The sequence below is a fragment of the Shewanella sp. YQ_9 genome, from assembly GCF_043103185.1.
GTDB classification, from domain to species: Bacteria; Pseudomonadota; Gammaproteobacteria; order Enterobacterales; family Shewanellaceae; genus Shewanella; species Shewanella algae.
Map to the genome: position 1 here is coordinate 175,471 of NZ_JBICJO010000042.1, position 17,699 is coordinate 193,169.

At 54.4% G+C, this 17,699-nt stretch carries 15 protein-coding genes; 9 read left to right on the forward strand and 6 right to left on the reverse strand.

The window, feature by feature from the left end; all coding sequences use genetic code 11:
* From ACF8D4_RS13800 to ACF8D4_RS13810, 3 genes are all read left to right on the forward strand, one after another.
* Window positions 1-933 carry an FAD:protein FMN transferase gene (locus ACF8D4_RS13800; RefSeq protein ID WP_392465321.1) on the forward strand — a complete coding sequence of 311 codons (933 nt, stop codon included), beginning with the start codon at window positions 1-3 and terminating at the stop codon, window positions 931-933.
* Window positions 934-1,097: 164 nt separating this feature from the next.
* Window positions 1,098-1,757, forward strand: coding sequence for a response regulator (locus tag ACF8D4_RS13805; RefSeq protein ID WP_025887320.1), 660 nt, complete (start codon window positions 1,098-1,100; stop codon window positions 1,755-1,757).
* Window positions 1,754-3,145 carry an ATP-binding protein gene (locus tag ACF8D4_RS13810; RefSeq protein ID WP_392465290.1) on the forward strand — a complete coding sequence of 464 codons (1,392 nt, stop codon included), beginning with the start codon at window positions 1,754-1,756 and terminating at the stop codon, window positions 3,143-3,145. The genes ACF8D4_RS13805 and ACF8D4_RS13810 overlap by 4 nt, the downstream gene beginning before the upstream one ends.
* A gap of 95 nt (window positions 3,146-3,240) precedes the next feature.
* Here the strand turns inward: ACF8D4_RS13810 and ACF8D4_RS13815 are convergent, their stop codons facing one another.
* The 3 genes from ACF8D4_RS13815 to ACF8D4_RS13825 all read right to left on the reverse strand — a co-directional run bounded on the left by ACF8D4_RS13815 (window position 3,241) and on the right by ACF8D4_RS13825 (window position 6,325).
* Window positions 3,241-5,190 carry a TonB-dependent siderophore receptor gene (locus ACF8D4_RS13815; RefSeq protein ID WP_081737113.1) on the reverse strand — a complete coding sequence of 650 codons (1,950 nt, stop codon included), beginning with the start codon at window positions 5,188-5,190 and terminating at the stop codon, window positions 3,241-3,243.
* 385 nt (window positions 5,191-5,575) lie between these two features.
* Window positions 5,576-5,986, reverse strand: coding sequence for a nickel-responsive transcriptional regulator NikR (nikR, locus tag ACF8D4_RS13820; RefSeq protein ID WP_025010297.1), 411 nt, complete (start codon window positions 5,984-5,986; stop codon window positions 5,576-5,578).
* Window positions 5,987-6,013: 27 nt separating this feature from the next.
* Window positions 6,014-6,325 (reverse strand): hypothetical protein, encoded by a 312-nt coding sequence (locus ACF8D4_RS13825; RefSeq protein ID WP_101058742.1) that lies wholly within the window; start codon window positions 6,323-6,325, stop codon window positions 6,014-6,016.
* A gap of 306 nt (window positions 6,326-6,631) precedes the next feature.
* Between ACF8D4_RS13825 and ACF8D4_RS13830 the strand changes: the two genes are divergently transcribed.
* From ACF8D4_RS13830 to ACF8D4_RS13845, 4 genes are all read left to right on the forward strand, one after another.
* Window positions 6,632-8,176 (forward strand): ABC transporter substrate-binding protein, encoded by a 1,545-nt coding sequence (locus ACF8D4_RS13830; RefSeq protein ID WP_257574405.1) that lies wholly within the window; start codon window positions 6,632-6,634, stop codon window positions 8,174-8,176.
* The gene (locus ACF8D4_RS13835; RefSeq protein WP_345847239.1) at window positions 8,167-9,228 is read left to right on the forward strand and encodes an ABC transporter permease; all 1,062 of its coding nucleotides are present in this window, start codon (window positions 8,167-8,169) and stop codon (window positions 9,226-9,228) included. Before ACF8D4_RS13830 ends, ACF8D4_RS13835 begins: the two co-directional genes overlap by 10 nt.
* A 92-nt stretch (window positions 9,229-9,320) precedes the next feature.
* Window positions 9,321-11,069, forward strand: a complete 1,749-nt coding sequence (locus tag ACF8D4_RS13840) for an ATP-binding cassette domain-containing protein (protein WP_392465293.1) — start codon at window positions 9,321-9,323, stop codon at window positions 11,067-11,069.
* Complete coding sequence (locus ACF8D4_RS13845) at window positions 11,066-11,773, forward strand: ATP-binding cassette domain-containing protein (RefSeq protein WP_236574409.1); 708 nt, start codon at window positions 11,066-11,068, stop codon at window positions 11,771-11,773. The genes ACF8D4_RS13840 and ACF8D4_RS13845 overlap by 4 nt, the downstream gene beginning before the upstream one ends.
* Before the next feature lie 72 nt (window positions 11,774-11,845).
* Here the strand turns inward: ACF8D4_RS13845 and asnS are convergent, their stop codons facing one another.
* Window positions 11,846-13,246, reverse strand: coding sequence for an asparagine--tRNA ligase (gene asnS, locus ACF8D4_RS13850; RefSeq protein ID WP_044734530.1), 1,401 nt, complete (start codon window positions 13,244-13,246; stop codon window positions 11,846-11,848).
* Between the two features lie 200 nt (window positions 13,247-13,446).
* Between asnS and ACF8D4_RS13855 the strand changes: the two genes are divergently transcribed.
* The gene (locus ACF8D4_RS13855) at window positions 13,447-13,782 is read left to right on the forward strand and encodes a hypothetical protein (protein ID WP_025010305.1); all 336 of its coding nucleotides are present in this window, start codon (window positions 13,447-13,449) and stop codon (window positions 13,780-13,782) included.
* Window positions 13,783-13,799: 17 nt separating this feature from the next.
* Here ACF8D4_RS13855 and ACF8D4_RS13860 read toward each other — a convergent pair whose 3' ends face one another.
* Both ACF8D4_RS13860 and pabB read right to left on the reverse strand, forming a co-directional pair.
* A complete protein-coding gene (locus tag ACF8D4_RS13860; RefSeq protein ID WP_096141932.1) occupies window positions 13,800-14,369 on the reverse strand; it encodes a CoA pyrophosphatase in 570 nt (189 codons plus the stop codon).
* Window positions 14,370-14,465: 96 nt separating this feature from the next.
* Window positions 14,466-15,875 (reverse strand): aminodeoxychorismate synthase component 1, encoded by a 1,410-nt coding sequence (gene pabB, locus ACF8D4_RS13865; protein WP_144216156.1) that lies wholly within the window; start codon window positions 15,873-15,875, stop codon window positions 14,466-14,468.
* A gap of 255 nt (window positions 15,876-16,130) precedes the next feature.
* Here pabB and ACF8D4_RS13870 point away from each other — a divergent pair, with 255 nt between their 5' ends.
* Window positions 16,131-17,648 carry a fumarate hydratase gene (locus ACF8D4_RS13870; protein WP_025887332.1) on the forward strand — a complete coding sequence of 506 codons (1,518 nt, stop codon included), beginning with the start codon at window positions 16,131-16,133 and terminating at the stop codon, window positions 17,646-17,648.
* Window positions 17,649-17,699: the final 51 nt, after the last annotated feature.

Here is a 17,699-nt window from a genome sequence, read left to right on the forward strand (position 1 = left end):
ATGAGCCTTAGCCGTACCGACTTTGGTTTCCGTGGCCGTTTTCGCGCCATGGCCAGCCCCTGCGAGCTATTGATTGCAAGCGGTGACGAGCGTTTGGCGCTCAGCCTCACTCAAGCCGCTATCAAGGAATGCCAAAGGCTTGAGCAGAAGTACAGCCGTTTTTTAGCGGGCAACTGGCTATGGCGGCTCAATCATTCAGCCGGAGCGCCTTTTATGCTGGACCGCGAGGCGACGGCGTTGCTGCAGTTTGCCAAACGCTGCTGGCAACTGAGTGAGGGCTTATTTGATATCACCGCCGGCCCCCTGCTCGCGCTCTGGTGTTTTGAAAAGGGAAATAGGTCAGAAACTTTGTTGCCGAGCTCGACTGATATCAAAAATGCCTTGTCCCGGGTGGGCTTTCAACACCTCAAGTTCAGTCCCCATTTTGATGACAAGGTCGAAGACAAAAGCGTCCAAGAAATAACAGAGCCGCCCTGGGTTATGCTGCCAGAGGCCATGGCGTTGGACTTCGGCGGCCTGGTAAAAGAATATGCCGCCGATAGGGTTGCCGGGCTGTGTATGACCAGGGCCGCAACCACCGAGGTGCTGGTCAATCTCGGTGGCGATATCGCCGTCAGTGGTAACAGATGTTGGCAGGTGGGGATTGAAGACCCTGCCAATCTTGACCGGGCAGCGGAGCTGATATCGCTCAACATGGGCGCATTGGCCACCAGTGGTGACAGTCGCCGCTTTATTGAACATCAGGGGCGCCGCTATGGTCATATCCTGGATCCCCGCAGCGGTTACCCTGTGCAGGGCGCGCCCCGTAGTGTGACGGTTCAGGCCGCGAGCTGCATCACGGCAGGCATGTTGGCGACCCTTGCCATGTTAAAGGGCGCGGCGGCAGAAGATTTTCTCAAGGCGCAGCAACTGGAGTACAGCGTCATCAGATAACCGCTTAAATGAGGCGCGATTGCCGAAATCAGCAGCCTCCTCTTTGACTATTTGTAACTATGCTGCCATTTGGGCTTTTTCGGGCCGCTTGATTCTTGCCTTCAGCTTGACAGAGGCGCGCCGCTGCTGCGAAATAGGGGCAACCTAAACCGGATGTTATACCCATGAGAATATTGCTGATAGAAGACAATGAGTTGTTGGCTCAGGGGATATTGCTTAGCCTTGCCAAGTTGGATATGCAGGTGGATCACGTCACCAGTATCAAACAAGCCGAGGCGGCTGTGATTAATGAAACCTTCAGTGCCATAGTACTGGATTTGGGCTTGCCTGATGGCAATGGCCGCCAACTACTGACCCAATGGCGCCGCCGTGGCATAGATACCCCGACCATAGTGTTGACCGCCAACACCGACTTTGATACCAAGCTTGCCTGCTTGGATCTCGGCGCCGATGACTATCTGGCCAAACCCTTCGATGTGCGGGAGCTGGTGGCCAGAATCAAGGCGATTGTCAGGCGGCAACATGGTCTGAATCAAAACCGTTTGGAAGTGGGGGCACTGGTTATCGATATGGATGCTCATCAGGTGCTGTTTCGCGGCCATCATATCCAGGTGTCGCGGCGCGAATATCAATTACTGCTTGAACTGGCCCAGTCCAGTGGCAGGGTGCTCAGCCGCAATCAGCTTGAGCAGCTGACCTATGGTTGGGACGAGGTCGGCAGTAATTCCATCGAGGTGCATATTCATCACCTGCGTAAAAAAACCGCCAATGAGCTTATCAAGACAGTGCGCGGCATAGGCTATACCTTGGTGGCAGTAGAATGAGCCGGGTATCCCTGCGTCTGGTGATGATGGCATTGATGCTGCTTGGCATCTGCCTTTCGGTAGGCATCAGCAGTTACCTCAACACCCAGGACTCTCGCCGCCAAATAGAAGAGCTGTTCGATGCCCAGATGCTGCAAAGTGCCAAGATGCTGGAGATGTTCTATGGTGCCCAGGGGCGGGATCATCGCCTGGATATGTTGGAAAACCCACTGATCCTGAGTGTAAACCCGGGCAAGGTTAATACCTTTACCGAGCAGGCCGATGCCACCGAGCTGAGTTATGAGCTGAAACTCGCCTATCAGATGTGGACCCCGGCCAAACAACTGATGGCAAGGTCGGATAACAGCGACATTGAGCCCATGGCGCCATTCGAGCGCGGTTACCACAAGCGTTATTACCAGGGTGAGCTTTGGCATCTGCTCAGTTATTTCTCCGATGATCTGGGCGTATGGATCATTACCGGCCAAAGAGACGATGTACGCGGTGAGCTGGTGGAGCAGATCATGGGCAACAGTTTTATCGGCCCGGCGTTGGTGGTGCCGGCAGTGGCGTTGCTGATGGTGTTTCTCTCCTATTGGTTGCTGCAACCGCTGGAGAGCCTGGCGGCCAGGCTCAAACTCCGAAGCCCTGCGGATATGCGGCCGCTGGCGTTGCAACTGCCCAAAGAGTTGGTACCTGTGCAGGACGCGCTCAATACCTATATCACCCGTATCAGCGATAATCTGGCGCGGGAGCGGCGTTTCAGCGCCGATGCGGCGCATGAACTCAAAACCCCGTTGGCGGTTATTAAACTGCACCGTCAGGGCTGGCAACAGGCCAAGACCGAGGCCGAGCAGCAGCTGCACCTCAATGCCATAGACACAGGCATTGGTCAGATGACCCATATGGTAGAGCAGTTGCTGTTGCTGTCTCGGGTGGAATCCCTGTCCGAGCTGGAAGTGGCGCAAACGCCGGTGGCGGTAATGGTGCAGGAAGTGCTGGATCAACTGCTGCCGCTGATTGCCGATTACAGTTGGCAGCTGGAATTGCCGGAAGAGGTGAGTGTCAGTGTCGATCCCTTCTATATGAAACTGGTGCTGAAAAACCTGCTGGAAAATGCCTGTAAGTATTCGGGCAAAGATCAGCCAATCAAAGTCAGTTGCTGGCAAGAGGGGCGCCAAGAGAGCAAACAAGTGGTTATCCAGGTGCTGGACTCAGGACCAGGCCTGCCATTGAAGCAGTGTCGGCAGTTGACTGAGCGCTTTTTCCGGATTGCCGATGAGTCAGTTCCCGGCGCCGGTCTTGGCCTGTCTATCAGTGCTCAAATTGTCGAGTTGCATAAGGGTAAGTTGAGTATTCAACCGGGCATCGAACGTGGCTTGGATGTGCGGATCATTTTGCCTGGCTAAGAGTTAGTCGAGCAAAAATAAGTAATAAGCCGAGCAGAAAGAAAAAGCCGCAGCCTCCAACGGGGCTGCGGCTCGCTTTTAAAGAAGGCAACACATCAGAACAGATAACGGTAGATTAGCTGCGCCGTACGCGGTGCGCCCAGAGTGGGGATAGGGTACTCGGCCTTGTGCCCATGTTTGAAAATAGCGCTGGTGTTGTCCTCATCAAACAGGTTATCTATCCGCAGTGTTAACTGCTGGTTTTGGCTGGCGGTCAACCACCAGTCGGCGCCTATGCCTGTCAGCAGATAGTCGCCGGCCTTGAGGCCATAATCGGTAAACTCGCCGACATAACGTCCCTGCAGATAAAGATTCAGTGAATCAGTGGCATCCCAACTGAGGCGGGCAAAGCCCATGTATTGCGGGATCCGCTCTATCTGCTGATCCTTGCCGCGCTCGCGGGCACGGTTATAACTGCCGGATAACTCAAGTTGCCAGCCCTGTGCCGGGTTCATGATGTATTGAATATCCACCCCCTGACCCCGAACCTTGCCATCCAGGTTGGCGTACTGCCAGACATTGGTGGCGATTTCCCGTTTATCCACCAGGTTGTCGGTTTCGCGCCAGTAAGCCTCGACACTGAAAGTAAAGTCGCCTTGATAGACCAAGGTCAGATTGGTGTTGATACTCTCTTCACTCTCAAGTTCAGGGTTGCCCAGAGTACCGACCTTGGCCCAGAGCTCAGATGAAGTGGGTTGCCGAAAACCATTGCCCACGGCGGCTTTCAGTTGCCAATTTTGTCCAAGCTCTTGTTCAAGTCCCAGTGAAGCCACCCATTTATCTTCATTGTTGGCCAGGCGGTTATACCTGAGCCCCAACGCCAGCACTGTGCCGGGCAGGGCGGAAAAATGCGGCTTGTATTGCAAAAAGGCGGCCTTGGTATCGTCGGTGGGCGCTTGCAGCTCCATCACTTCATCGGCGCCATAATAGCTTTGCCACTCGATGCCGCCGAGCCAGCTGTCCCCCGAATCTGCCTGATAACGACCGCTGACCTTGGCGCCCTTGTCGGTAAAGCCCCAGTAGGCATCCCGGTAGGGGATAGTCATGCTGCCATCCGGCTCCAGAGTGATTTCAGAGTAATAGGAGTCCCAGTTTTGATAGTGAAGCCGGGTCTCCAGGCTCAGCTTATCAGTTGCCTGATATTGCCAACCGAGCCAGGCCAGTGTCTGTTTGCGCTCGTTCTCCGAGACGATGGCACTGTAGGCCAAAGGCCGCTCCAGCACGCCATTATTGTATTGGCCGAACAGGGTGATTTTGTGCTGGGCAGAAGGTTGCCAATTGAGCTTGCCGCCTATATTCATCATGCGATAACCCCGGTCTTTATCCTCTGCGGCTACCGGCGAGTACTCGTCATCTTCCCAGAATGCGTAACCGTCCGATTGACTGGAGCTGCCGCTGAGGCTGTAGCTTAGAGTATCGCTGCCGCCACTGACATAAGCGCCGAGATCATAGCTGGTGAGGGTATCGGCGCTCAAGTTGACTTCGCCACCTTGCTCGCCATGACTGTCGCGGGTGATGATGTTGACCACTCCGGCGATGGCATCCGAGCCGTAGATCAAACCCTGAGCGCCTTTGATCACCTCAATACGTTCTATCATCATGGGGTTAATGCTGTCGGTATAGGTGGAGCCATAGAGGCGGTTATTGAGGCGGTTGCCGTCCAATAGCCAGAGTATATCCACAGGGCGACTGCCCTGAAGCGAGTAGTCGGTATCGGTGTGGCGGCCATTGCGACCGTTGGCAAAGAGCCCTGGCACAAACTGGTTGAGGATTTCGTTGATGTCCACCGCACCGGCCGACACTATCATGTCGCGGCTGATAACCGTCAGACTCTGGCCTGTATGGCTGAGGGCCAACACAGAATCATCCTGATAGCGGGTGCCGTTGACGGCGATGATCTCCATGGCTTCATCGGCCTGGCCAACCGGCACCAGCAGTGTATTGGCGGCAATAATACCAAAGGGCAACCAAGGCAGTGCCCGCTTAAAAGAGTAACTTATAAACATCTCAATAGTCCCTAAAAAGACTGAGTGAAGATTTGGCAACAGTTAACAGGGTTAACTTTCCATTGCCGCGCATTCAAAAAGGTGTGATTTGTATGAGTGCGCTAAGTTACATCACTTATTAATACGGCGATGATTATAGAAACTCAGCCAAGGGATTTGTTGAGGCAGATCAAATTCTCAATAATGAGTATGAAAAATTTTATATTCGTAATACTCAGACCTTGCCGTCAGCGTTGCAAGATTCGGTTGCAAGTTGCTGCCATGTCAGGCTTATGGTTTAACGGCTGGAAAGGGTTGGGTTTTCAGTGTCGCTGACGTTTCTGCCGGGCATGAAGTTTTGCCCGGCGTTAGGGAAAAGTGTCTGGAGAGGGTCCAAGAGCTGAAACTAGATGATACCCGCGCGGCTCAAACGGGCAAGGTTAACGCCTTTCAGGGCGGCGATTTGGTTGACCAGTTTATTCACCTCAGAGGCTTGCCCTTTGAGGATAATGGTTTCCAAACATCTGTGGTGATCTATATGGACATGGGTGCTGCAGAGCACATGCACCAGATGGTGGTGTTGGATCTCAATCAGTTTTTCAGTCAGGCCTCTTTGGTGATGGTCAAACACCAGAGTCAGTACGCCGACAACGTCTTCCACGCTGTTGTTCCACTGCTTATCGACTATCCTGTCGCGAAACAGATCGCGGATATACTCGGAGCGGGATTGATAGCCACGCTCGCGGCTGTCAGTTTCTATCTCTTCAAATAACGACTGGGGGAGGGAAACGGTAAAGCGTTGGGTTTCATCTGTCATGGCTGTCTCTTTGAAAAACACCTTTAATCAATAGAGCTTACACAAGCTTTGCCACAAAATGTCTTTTTCCTTCTCGGCGGGTGTGATCTGAAGCAAACTTTTTGCTTTTGGCGTTTTTTTATGCTGTTGCACCGGGGGGAATGGGAGTAGTGTTACGAAAAAATTATTCGTAATATTTGGCCGGATCCAGACCGTAATCTCCAGATCCTGATAGCCAAAAGCCCATGGTACCCGGAGTTGAAGTTGCACATAACCCGCACAGTCACCGGCTGTCTTGAATGTGAGCAAACCTTCTTGATAAAGAGACTCTAATAAAAAGGTACTTTTGAGCAAGGTCATCGCAGCTTATCCAACTTACGGTCGTGCAAATTCGGCTTGGGCCGTGTCCAGGCTGCCAGCCTTAACCTTTGTTACACCTATATGATTGAGTAACAACAAGCCGGTTTTACCGGGTTGGGTGATAACAACAAACCAAGGCTCCAGCCAATCAACAAGCGTCACTGGCAGGGTTTCACCATTTTCGGGGAGTCTCAGGTGTTGTTTTCATCTCTTTCAAGCAATTCCCAACGCGAGCAAGGCAAGCCTCCTCTATGGCACGGGCAGCCATTCTCAAAGCCTGGTCGTTTACTTGGTTTGGGCGCTTTATTGTGCACTTCGCTGCTTGCTGTATTGCCTTCCTCTGTAGATGCTTCCAATAGCCCAAAGCCTTTGGTTATGGTGCTGGGCGCCGAGCCCGATGGTGGCTTTGACCCCATCCTTGGCTGGGGGCGTTACAATAATCCGCTTATTCAATCTGCCTTGCTGCGCCGCGCCGGCGGTGGTGAGTTTATCGGCGATCTCGCCAGTGATTGGACCCTGAGCCCGGACAGGCTCAAATGGACAGTGACGCTGAGGCCCAATCTGGTGTTCAGTGACGGCAGTCCGCTTAATGCAGAGGATGTCGCCTTTACCTTTGAGCTCGCCAGAAAAGGGGCCGGCATGCAGGACTTGTCCAATCTTGCCTGGGTGGAGCAAAAGTCTGAACTGCAAGTCGAATTCACCCTCAAGCAGGCAGATATTGGCTTTATCGATACCTTGGCAGAGTTGGCGATAGTGCCAAGCGACAGTTACGGCCCGGATTATGGTCAGCATCCCATAGGCTCGGGGCCCTATAAAATGCGCCGCTGGGATAAGGGGCAGCAGCTGATCCTGGAAGCCAACCCCAGATATCAGAGTGCCGATCCCGACAACCCGTTGCTGAAAAAGCCCTTTTTCGACAAATTGGTCATCGTCTTTGCCGACGAAGACAGCCGCTTTGCCATGCTCAGAACCGGGCAGTTGCAACTCTCGGCACTGGCACCCAGATATGCCGATGCCCTGATGGAGCAGGGCAATTATCGCCTGTGGTCACAAACCAGCGTCGATAACCGCGGCATTGCCTGGCCGATGCGAGCAGAAGATAACCCTGTCACCAGTGAATTGGCGGTGCGCCAAGCCTTCGATATGGTGATCGACCGCCAGCAACTTGTCGATGGCTTGCTGGGAGGGTATGCAAGACCTGCCTGGTCAATCGCCGATGACTTGCCATGGGGCAGCGCGGTTCCAGGTTGGGCCGACTGGGATTTGAAGCAGCGTTTACTCAAAGCGTCTGAACTCTTGGCCAATGCCGGTTGGTTACCGGGAGCAGACGGCATTCGCGAAAAGAATGGGCGACGGCTGACATTCCCGCTCTACTATCTGGCCGGTGACAGCATTCGCGAGCAGTTGGCGCTGGCCAGTGCCCAGATGGCCAGAATGGCCGGGTTCGAGGTGGAGCCCAAGGCGGACAGCTGGGAAAACATCTATCGAGTGATGCATCAGGCGCCGGTACTCTTTGGCTTTGGTAGCCTTTCTGCCAATGAGATGGCGCTTATCTACGACAGTCGCAATGCCGGCAAAGGCTATTTCAATTCAGGCTACTATCAAAATCCGCTGGTGGATAAGGCGCTGGAAAAGGCTCGCGAGGCAGATTCTGTTGATAGCGCAATTGCATTCTGGCAGCAGGCGCAGCAGCAGATAAGCCGGGATGTGCCCTGGAGCTGGTTGGTGAATCTGCAGCATCTGTATGCCGCCAATCCGTGTTTGTACCTGGGGCAGCCCTTGGTTGAGCCCCATGGCCATGGCTGGCCGATCACCAATAATATCAACCAGTGGCGCTGGCAATGTCCGTGAAATCACCAGCGTCAGCCTGCAAGCCGATAGCGCCTCAAAAGTGGTCGTCAGTCTGCTGGCGTAGCGCCTTGCTGCGTTCAATACGGCTTGCGCTGCTGTTACTGTTTGCTTGTTTGTTGGCGTTTGTGCTCTTGTCATTATCGCCTCTCGATCCCTTAATCCACTACCTTGGCGGTAACCTGCTGGCGGTATCCGATGCCCAGCGCACCCAGATGATCCGCGAGCTGGGGTTGGACACCGGACTCTGGCAGCAGATCACCAGCTACTTTTCCGCGCTGCTGAGTGGCGATATGGGCCAGAGCCTGGTGTTTCGCCAGAGCGTTTCTGAGGTGATTGCCGAGCGCTTGCCGCTGTCCCTGCTGTTGATGGCGCTTTCCTGGGGATTGGCTCTGCTGCTCGGTTATGGCTTGGGGCTGCTGTGTGCAATCACCGAAGGGAGTCTCTGCGATCGCTGGCTGAGACGCTTTGCCTGGCTGCTTTCGAGCATTCCGTCATTTTGGTTGGCGATGATAATGATAAGCCTGTTCTCTGTCACTCTGGCTTGGACACCCGTGTGCTGCGCCGCGCCGCTTGGGCTGAGCTTTACCGAGCAGAGCCTTGGCAGCATGTTGTTGCATCTTGCTTTGCCGTTGACTGTCCTGACGCTGAGCCAGCTATCGCCCTTGGTGCTGCACACCCGGGAAAAGGTACTGGATCTTTACCACAGCGAATATGTGGGATATGCCCAAAGTCACGGTAAAGGTCGTCTTGCTATATTCAAGAAGCATATCTTTGCCAATAGTTTGAAACCTGCGATAGTGCTGCACTTTGCCTCTTTTGCCGAGCTTTTCGGCGGCTCTATTCTCGCCGAAACCGTGTTCAACTTCCCCGGACTGGGTAGCGCCTTGGTCAAGGCCGGACTCGGCAACGATGCGCCCTTGCTGATGGGGATTACCCTGTTTTCGGCGCTGTTTGTGTTTTGCGGTAACCTGGCCGCCGAGCTTATCAGCGCCAGATTGCAGCGCGGCAGGCTCAGTGGGGGTTCGACTCATGCTGCTGGGGTGCAGGCATGATGGGCGGATTAACGCTTTGCTTGAAAAGCCTTCTGGTCAAGGATGGCCGCCGCGGAGTTGTCATTTGGTTTTGGCCGGTGTGCGGACTTCTGTTGCTGACGACACTATGCCTGCTATTTGGCAATCATGCCAGTGAGCTTAACCTGCTGGCCAAGAGTCAGGGGCCATCCTGGGCTCATCCCATGGGAACGGATTGGCTTGGGCGTGATATGGCCGAGCGCAGCGGCGCGGCCATGCTCAAAAGTCTGTGGATAGGCGCGCTGGCGGTATTGCTCAGCAGCTCGCTGGCACTGCTGCTGGCCTTGCTGGCGCAAACCGGATCCAGATGGCGCCAGGCTGTATTGCTCAGCTGCGATCTCTGTATGTCGCTGCCACATCTGTTGCTGCTTATCTTACTGGCGCTGGCCTTCGGCGGCCAGGAATATGGGGTGATTGCGGCTCTGGCTTTGAGCCACTGGCCGAGACTGACACGTTTACTCTTGCTGGAAATGGATGAAATCCTGGCTCAGCCCTATGTCAGTCTGGCGCTGGGTTTCGGCGGCTCCAGGTTCAGCACCCGCATGCGCCACTTATGGCCTCACATTATGCCACAGTGGCTGATTGGCGGGCTCAACTTGTTTCCGCATGCCTTGCTCCATGTCGCGGCGCTGAGCTTTCTTGGCTTTGGCCTCGACAGCAACGCGCCCTCCATGGGCGAACTGCTGGCTGAGGCCAATCGCTATCTGTTGCTTGGCCAATGGTGGCTGGCGCTGTTCCCCGGGCTCTTGCTGCTGAGCTTTATTCTGCTGCTGTCTAAGCTTGCCGAAAATCTGATCCAGTTTGCCAGAGACGGTATGGCCGCGCCTAAGTTGCCGGGCACCAATGCCCTGGAGTCTAAAAGCGATTTATTTTCCTCAAACTATGTTAAACCAGCCGCCGCTATTCATACCCAAGTGACAGATTTAACCCTGAAGGATAGCAATGGCAGAACCTTGCTGGATGGCCTCAATATTGAGGTGGTTCCAGGACAGGTTACCGCAGTGCTGGGGGAGAGCGGTGCCGGTAAGAGCTTGCTGGCGCTGGCTATCATGGGCAGTTTGCCAAAGGGGATAGTCATGCAATGTGCTGGCTTGATGCGGCCACAGAAGACGGCGCTTTGCGCTCAAAGCACCCAGGTGCTGGACGCCAACATTAAGATAAGCGAATTGCTCGACTGGTACTGTGATGATGCCATGCGTCCTTATCGACAGGCTCTGTACGGTGAGCTGGGTATCACAGCTGAGATCCTGGCGGCTTATCCTCCCATGCTCTCCGGCGGTATGGCCCGGCGGGTGTTGCTGGCGCAGGCCCTGCTGCAGGCGCCGGATCTACTGCTGGCCGATGAGCCTTGTTGCGGCCTGGATGAGCTTGCTGCCACCGAGCTTTACGCCTTGCTCAATGACGTTGCCAGTGGCGCCTTGCAGCTACGACTGGGTTTAGACGCCGGCCCCAAGGCGGTGCTGGTTATCAGTCATAACCTCAGGGCCGTGCTGGCCTTGGATGCCGGGCTGTATCTGCTGCGCCGCGGCCGGCTCGCCGAGGTGACGGATAGTGCCAGTCTGCGGGTGAGTCTTGCCGGGCATAAGTTGGGAGATAAGTGTGAGCGCGAAGGCTGCTACAGCCAAACCTTGCTGGCGGCATTGCCGGAAAACTGGCCTGCCGGCAGCTGTCGCTTGGCTGATGCTGAATCTACTGGCGAGCCCAAGAGTCAACTCAATAGCCAACTCTATAACCAAGCTGCTAGTCAAGCCGCTAGTCAACAAAAGTCTCATGGTGACAGCCTTGAGAGTTTCAGAAACTCGCCTTGTCGGAGGCGCGCATGAGTCTAAATTCTTTGCAAACAAAACCGGCTCAATCCGGCTCTGCTTTGGAGCTTGAAAGCGCACCTTTGCCTTCTGCATCCTTATCGCCGCTGCTTTCACTCAGTGATGGCTTGGCTTACCGGGGCAGTAAGGTGATTGAGCTGCCTGAGATAGCCATTAATCGCGCCGAAATTCTCGGGATCTGGGGTGACAGTGGCTGCGGCAAGTCTACCATGGCGGCGATACTCACAGGCTTGATGCCGCTTGCGGCGGGAAAGCTTGAATGCTGTCGGCAGCTCAGGCAGGTTCGCGGTCGCCCTTCACCCATTCAGTGGGTTATCCAGCAGCCGGAGCAGGCGTTCAACCCCAGATTGACCCTGGCGCAATCCTTGAATGAGAGTTGGCAGGGGCGTGATTATGCTCATCTCTTGCCCATGCTCGGCGTGGCCGAGTCTGAACTCAGACGCTGGTTGGCATCTCGCCCCGGCGGCCTTTCCGGCGGTGAGCTGCAAAGGCTCAATATTTTAAGGGCACTGGTGCCGGAAACCAGGCTGCTTATCTGTGATGAAATCACGGCCCAGCTCGATATGGTGAGTCAGCAAAGGCTTTGGCAGCAACTATTGCAGATAGCCCATGATAGGCAATTGACCTTGCTGGTGATCTCTCACGACAAACCTTTGCTCGGCGCGGTTTGCGACAGAGTGCAGCCCTTTAAGCCGGCGTAAAAATCTGTAGCTAAACCGATATTCAGCCAATAAAAAACGCGCCCTGAAGCGCGTTTTTTGGATAAGAACTCGTTAGAAGTTGGCGCTTCTTGGGGCGCGAGGGAAGGGGATCACATCGCGGATGTTGGAAACACCGGTAACGTAAGACACCAGACGCTCGAAGCCCAGACCGAAACCTGAGTGAGGCACAGTGCCATAACGGCGCAGATCTCTATACCACCAGTAGTCTTCCTTGTTGAGGTCCATCTCGGCCAGGCGCATATCCAGTACATCCAGACGCTCTTCACGCTGGGAACCACCGATAATTTCACCTATGCCGGGAGCCAATACGTCCATCGCCGCCACTGTCTTGCCATCTTCGTTGAGGCGCATGTAGAAGGCCTTGATATCTTTTGGATAGTTCTTCACTACCACAGGAGCCTTGAAGTGCTCTTCGGCCAGATAACGCTCGTGTTCGGATTGCAGATCTATGCCCCACTCGACATCATACTCAAACTGCTTGCCGCAGTTTTTGAGGATCTCAACGGCATCTGTGTAATCCACCTGGGCAAAGTCACTGCTAACAAAGTTCTCCAGACGCTCAATCACGCCTTTATCGACGCGCTGGGCAAAGAACTGCAGGTCGTCCATCCGCTCTTCCAGCACCGCCTTGAACGCGTACTTGAGCATGGCTTCGGCCAGACCGGCAATGTCGTTCAGATCGGCAAAGGCCACTTCCGGCTCAACCATCCAGAACTCGGCCAGGTGACGGCTGGTGTTGGAGTTTTCGGCGCGGAAAGTAGGGCCAAAGGTGTAAATCTTCGATAGGGCACAGGCGTAGGTTTCGCCGTTGAGCTGGCCGGATACGGTCAGAAACGCCTCTTTGCCGAAGAAGTCTTCGTCATAGTTCACCTTGCCATCGGCAGTGCGTGGCAGGTTTTCCATGTCCAGCGTCGATACCCGGAACATTTCACCGGCGCCTTCACAGTCTGAGGCGGTGATCAGTGGGGTAGAGACCCAGATAAAGCCATTTTCGTGATAGAAACGGTGAATCGCCTGTGACAGGCAGTTACGTACCCGGGCAACTGCGCCAATGATGTTGGTACGTGGACGCAGATGCGCCAGTTCCCTCAGGTGTTCAACCGAGTGACGCTTGGCGGCCATAGGGTAGGTATCAGGATCTTCAACCCAGCCAGTGACTTCCACTTGGGTCACTTGCAGTTCAAAGTCCTGGCCTGAGCCTGGGCTTTCAACCACTTCACCTGTGACAATCACGGAGCAGCCGGCAGTGAGCTTCAGCACTTCGTCATTGTAATTGGGTAAGCTATTTGGCACCACGCCCTGGATAGGATCGAAACAGGAACCATCATAGACGGCAAGAAACGAGATGCCGGCCTTGGAATCACGACGGGTTCTAACCCAGCCACGTACAGTGACCTGTGAACCGACCGCATGCTCACCTTTAAATACAGATGCGACAGATGCAATGCTCATTATTGCTTAGTTCTCCAATGAAACGTTTTATGCTTCAACTCGGCCCCGAAAATAGTTCGAGAGCAGAAATCAGGCAAATCCCTGACTATATTGATGACACAGGAAAAAATTTGGAGGTTTATATTACCTTGCTGGTGGCTTTTCTCAAGCTGAAAAAGGTATTCTGGGGGTAATATCCCCTTCAGACGGAAGGAGTTCGGATGAAGAAGGTGAAAATCTTTCAATATTTGTTGGCAAGCCTATCGATTATAGGCTGGTCACTGGCAATTTATGCCCTGCTGGTATTTGATAAGGCGAGGCCGGACAGGGCCGTAGGTTACTTCTTCAGCAAAGGGGCGCCGGTGCGTTTGTACTGGGACCCTCAGCAAACCATGCTATTGGAATACATCATCTGGGCTTGCGCCGCCATCAGTTTCCTCAGTCTGGCTTTTAACTGGTATGTGGCCCATCACAGCCGTTTGGGTTACTGGTTCAATATTCCACTGTTATTGCTCTCATCCACCGCCGCCGGCTTGTATCTGCGTTTCTTTATCTAAGCCTTCATGTTGTGCTGTCAGCGCAGTTGCCGACAGAGCATATCGATAATCGCCGCGGTGGCGCCCCAGATAAAGTGCCTGCGATAGGGAATAAAGGTGACTGGATAGAAGTGGCCGCGGCGCTCGAACATTGCCGTGTGACGATTTTCCTCTTCGAGTAAAAACGCCAGCGGCACCCGAAACAGCTCCTGCACTTCGCCCGGGTCAATTTTGGCCTCAAAGGGCGATTTTACCCAGCCAAGTACAGGGGTGATCTCAAAGCCGGTAAAGGTGGGGTGATTGGGAAGTTGACCTATGATTTCGACATTGTCCGGTGCCAAACCTATCTCTTCTTCGGCCTCTCTGAGGGCGGTCATGATAAGGTTCTGATCTTCGGCTTCCGGTTTGCCGCCTGGAAAGCTCACCTGACCGGGATGAGCCTTAAGATGCTTCGGCCTCTGGGTCAGGATAAGCTCCGGTCCTTGTAAACCCGGCTCCAACGCGATAAGTACCGCCGCGGCTCTGAGTTTGGCCGGGGTCAAAGGGCTAGAATGGTATCGACTCAGGGCTCTGAGTTGAAAACGGGTTAACAGCTCGTCTTTATCCATAGCGTCCTTGAAGTCGATTGAACTAATCAATAACCCAAGCCATTATTGTCCTGTCTTCGCAAAGCACTCTCAACCAGCTTGAATGCAGGTATCAGGCTAAGGCGAGTCTGGCTCCGGGGCTAATAGCGGCAGTATTCGACTCACTTTATCATAGGTTTCCTGGTATTCGGCATCCACGTCTGAGTCGGCCACTATGCCGCCGCCAGCCCAGCAATAGAGCTGCCCGGAATCGGCAACCAGGGTTCGAATGGTGATGCTGCTGTCCATTTTGCCATCCTGACTCAGATACCCGATGGCGCCGCAGTAGAGTGAGCGGCGACTGGGTTCCAGCTCTTCGATAATTTCCATGGCGCGGATCTTGGGCGCGCCCGTGATAGAGCCGCCGGGGAAGGCGGCCCGCAGCAAGTCTGTGGCCTGATAACCCGGTGCCAGTACGGCGGTTACTGTGCTGACCAGATGGTGCACCGCCGGAAAGCTTTCTATGGCAAACAGATGCGGCACGGCCACACTGCCGGGGCTGGCAACCTTACCAATATCGTTGCGCAGCAGATCCACTATCATCAGGTTTTCGGCTCTGTCTTTTTCCGACCCCGCCAGCTGTTTGGCAAGTTCCCTGTCTTGCTGCTCATCGGCACTTCGGGGCAGGGTGCCCTTGATGGGCTTGGTTTCAATATGGCGATTGGAACCCAGGGCAATAAAACGCTCGGGTGAGATGGACAGGATACAGTTGTGCTCCAGGCGAATAAAGGCAGAAAAGGGCGCGCCGTTGGCTTGTCTGAGCTTACGATAGGCTTGCCACTCATCACCTTGATAGTCGGCCTGGAATCTTTGGGTCAGATTGATCTGATAACAATCGCCGCTGTGAAGATATTGCTGCACTTTGGCAAACTTGTCGCCATATTGCTCGCGGCTGAGCTGCGAGCGCCACTCACCGCTGAGTCGGAACGCTTTCTGGTCAAGGTGCTTATTGGGGCTGTTTGTGACTTTGGACGTCAGCCACGACAGGGTTGCTGTCAGCGCCTTTTCGCCGCGGTAGTGCACCAATTGCCAGCACTCTAATTGCTTATCGCGAATAAGAGCCCAGTCATAAAGACCGACATTCATCTCCGGCAGAGCGATATCGGCTGCGGCCAGTTTTGGCAGTTTTTCAAGTCTGCGGCCAAGATCGTAGCTGAAGGCGCCCACCGCGCCGCCGCTGAAAGGCAGATTGACCTGCATGGCATTGGGAAAATACTGTTGCAGCAGTTGTTGCAGCAAGGCAAAAGGATCGTCACTTGAGCATCGTACGCCGCTCGCCTCAGAGATTTGGGTGGTTTCAGCCATGGTCACCAGTCTGGCTATTGGCTCGGCAACTATGATGTCGTATCTGGCGTCATTGTGCTGGGCATCGGCCGAATCCAGCAGCATGGCCCAAGGCTCACCGCTGAAGTGGGAAAACAGCTCTAAGGTTGAGAGTTGCCAGTCAAGAACGCGAATGGCGGGAGGGCAAATAGCCTGCTGGTACATCGAACGACCCTATCTGAAAATGTGATGTAGCCCAAAAAGGAACGAAAGAGTATCATAACGGCCACAAAAAACTAATAAAACCACCCCTGGCCCTTGGTGAAAACGCGTTGTATCACGGCTTTGCTGTCGTTTTGAGCATTTTTGTGTCGCAAAACCGACAAGCGGAGCCTGAAATTCAAGGCTTTGGCTTGAATCTCTGTTGAGCGTTGATCCTGAGCTGAAGGGGCGGATCCTTAGGCTAATGGAGCGCCAAACATGTCTGTAATCAAGCAAGCTGACTTTATCGACAGCATCAGTGATGCCCTACAATATATCTCCTATTACCATCCCAAAGATTTTATCGACGCCATGGCCGCCGCCTATGAGCGTGAGCAGAGCCAGGCTGCCAAGGATGCAATTGCCCAGATTTTGATCAACTCGCGTATGTCTGCCGAAGGACACAGACCCCTGTGTCAGGATACCGGCATTGTGACCTGTTATGTCTATCTGGGGATGGGCGTGCAGTGGGACAAGACTGATATGACAGTGCAGCAGATGGTGGATGAAGGCGTGCGCCGCGCTTATACCAATCCTGATAACCCGCTGCGTGCCTCAATAGTGGCCGACCCGGCTGGCAGCCGCAAGAATACCCGCGATAACACACCTTCCGTGGTGCATATTCAGATGGTTCCCGGCGATCATATCGAAGTGGCCATTGCCGCCAAGGGCGGCGGCAGTGAAAACAAGGCCAAGATGGTGATGCTCAATCCATCTGACGATATCGCCGCCTGGGTTGAGAAGACACTGCCAACCATGGGCGCCGGCTGGTGTCCTCCGGGTATGCTGGGAATAGGTATTGGCGGCACCGCCGAGAAAGCCGCTGTGCTTGCCAAGGAAGCCTTGATGGAGAGCGTGGATATTCACGAGTTGATGGAACGCGGCGCCGAAACCACGGAAGAGAAGCTGCGTTTGGATATCTTCGAGCGCGCCAACAACTTAGGCATTGGTGCCCAGGGCCTGGGCGGTTTGACTACTGTACTGGACGTTAAAATCAAGACAGCGCCAACCCACGCTGCCTCCAAGCCTGTGGTGATGATCCCCAACTGCGCCGCCACCCGCCATGTGCATTTCCATCTTGATGGCAGCGGCCCAGCCGAGTTGACTCCGCCAAGCCTTGATGACTGGCCGGAAATCACCTGGGAAGTGGGTGAGAGCGTGCGCAGGGTCAATCTCGATACCGTTACCCAGGAAGAGATTGAAAGCTGGAACAGCGGCGATACTCTGCTGCTCTCGGGTAAGATGCTCACCGGCCGTGACGCGGCTCACAAACGGATCCAGAGCCTGATTGAAAGCGGTGAAGGCTTGCCAGAAGGAGTTGATTTCACTGGTAAATTCATCTATTACGTCGGTCCAGTCGACCCGGTAGGTGATGAAGTGGTTGGCCCGGCCGGCCCGACAACCGCTACCCGTATGGATAAGTTTACCGATCTTATGCTGGATAAGACGGGTCTGATGGGCATGATAGGCAAGGCCGAACGTGGTCCGGCCACAGTTGAATCTATCCGCAAGCACAAGGCGGTATACTTGATGGCCGTCGGCGGCGCAGCTTATCTGGTGTCCAAGGCGATTAAACAATCTCGCGTGGTGGCGTTTGAAGATCTCGGGATGGAAGCCATCTATGAGTTTGACGTCAAGGATATGCCTGTTACTGTAGCGGTTGACTCCAACGGGGTGAATGCGCACGAAACCGGCCCGGCGATCTGGAAGGTGAATATCCAGAACGCCAAGGCTTAAGCTGAACCTTGAGGGGCCTGTTGGCCCCTTTTGCATTGCAATCAACAACCA

What these genes read in the sequence shown, in the direction of transcription:
- ACF8D4_RS13800 (WP_392465321.1), top strand. Translation starts at nt 1, where the DNA reads ATGAGCCTTAGCCGTACCGACTTTGGTTTCCGTGGCCGTTTTCGCGCC.
- ACF8D4_RS13810 (WP_392465290.1), top strand. Translation starts at nt 1,754, where the DNA reads ATGAGCCGGGTATCCCTGCGTCTGGTGATGATGGCATTGATGCTGCTT.
- ACF8D4_RS13855 (WP_025010305.1), top strand. Translation starts at nt 13,447, where the DNA reads ATGAAGAAGGTGAAAATCTTTCAATATTTGTTGGCAAGCCTATCGATT.
- nikR (WP_025010297.1), bottom strand. Translation starts at nt 5,986, where the DNA reads ATGACAGATGAAACCCAACGCTTTACCGTTTCCCTCCCCCAGTCGTTA.
- ACF8D4_RS13845 (WP_236574409.1), top strand. Translation starts at nt 11,066, where the DNA reads ATGAGTCTAAATTCTTTGCAAACAAAACCGGCTCAATCCGGCTCTGCT.
- pabB (WP_144216156.1), bottom strand. Translation starts at nt 15,875, where the DNA reads ATGTACCAGCAGGCTATTTGCCCTCCCGCCATTCGCGTTCTTGACTGG.
- ACF8D4_RS13870 (WP_025887332.1), top strand. Translation starts at nt 16,131, where the DNA reads ATGTCTGTAATCAAGCAAGCTGACTTTATCGACAGCATCAGTGATGCC.
- ACF8D4_RS13805 (WP_025887320.1), top strand. Translation starts at nt 1,098, where the DNA reads ATGAGAATATTGCTGATAGAAGACAATGAGTTGTTGGCTCAGGGGATA.
- ACF8D4_RS13835 (WP_345847239.1), top strand. Translation starts at nt 8,167, where the DNA reads ATGTCCGTGAAATCACCAGCGTCAGCCTGCAAGCCGATAGCGCCTCAA.
- ACF8D4_RS13860 (WP_096141932.1), bottom strand. Translation starts at nt 14,369, where the DNA reads ATGGATAAAGACGAGCTGTTAACCCGTTTTCAACTCAGAGCCCTGAGT.
- asnS (WP_044734530.1), bottom strand. Translation starts at nt 13,246, where the DNA reads ATGAGCATTGCATCTGTCGCATCTGTATTTAAAGGTGAGCATGCGGTC.
- ACF8D4_RS13815 (WP_081737113.1), bottom strand. Translation starts at nt 5,190, where the DNA reads ATGTTTATAAGTTACTCTTTTAAGCGGGCACTGCCTTGGTTGCCCTTT.
- ACF8D4_RS13825 (WP_101058742.1), bottom strand. Translation starts at nt 6,325, where the DNA reads ATGACCTTGCTCAAAAGTACCTTTTTATTAGAGTCTCTTTATCAAGAA.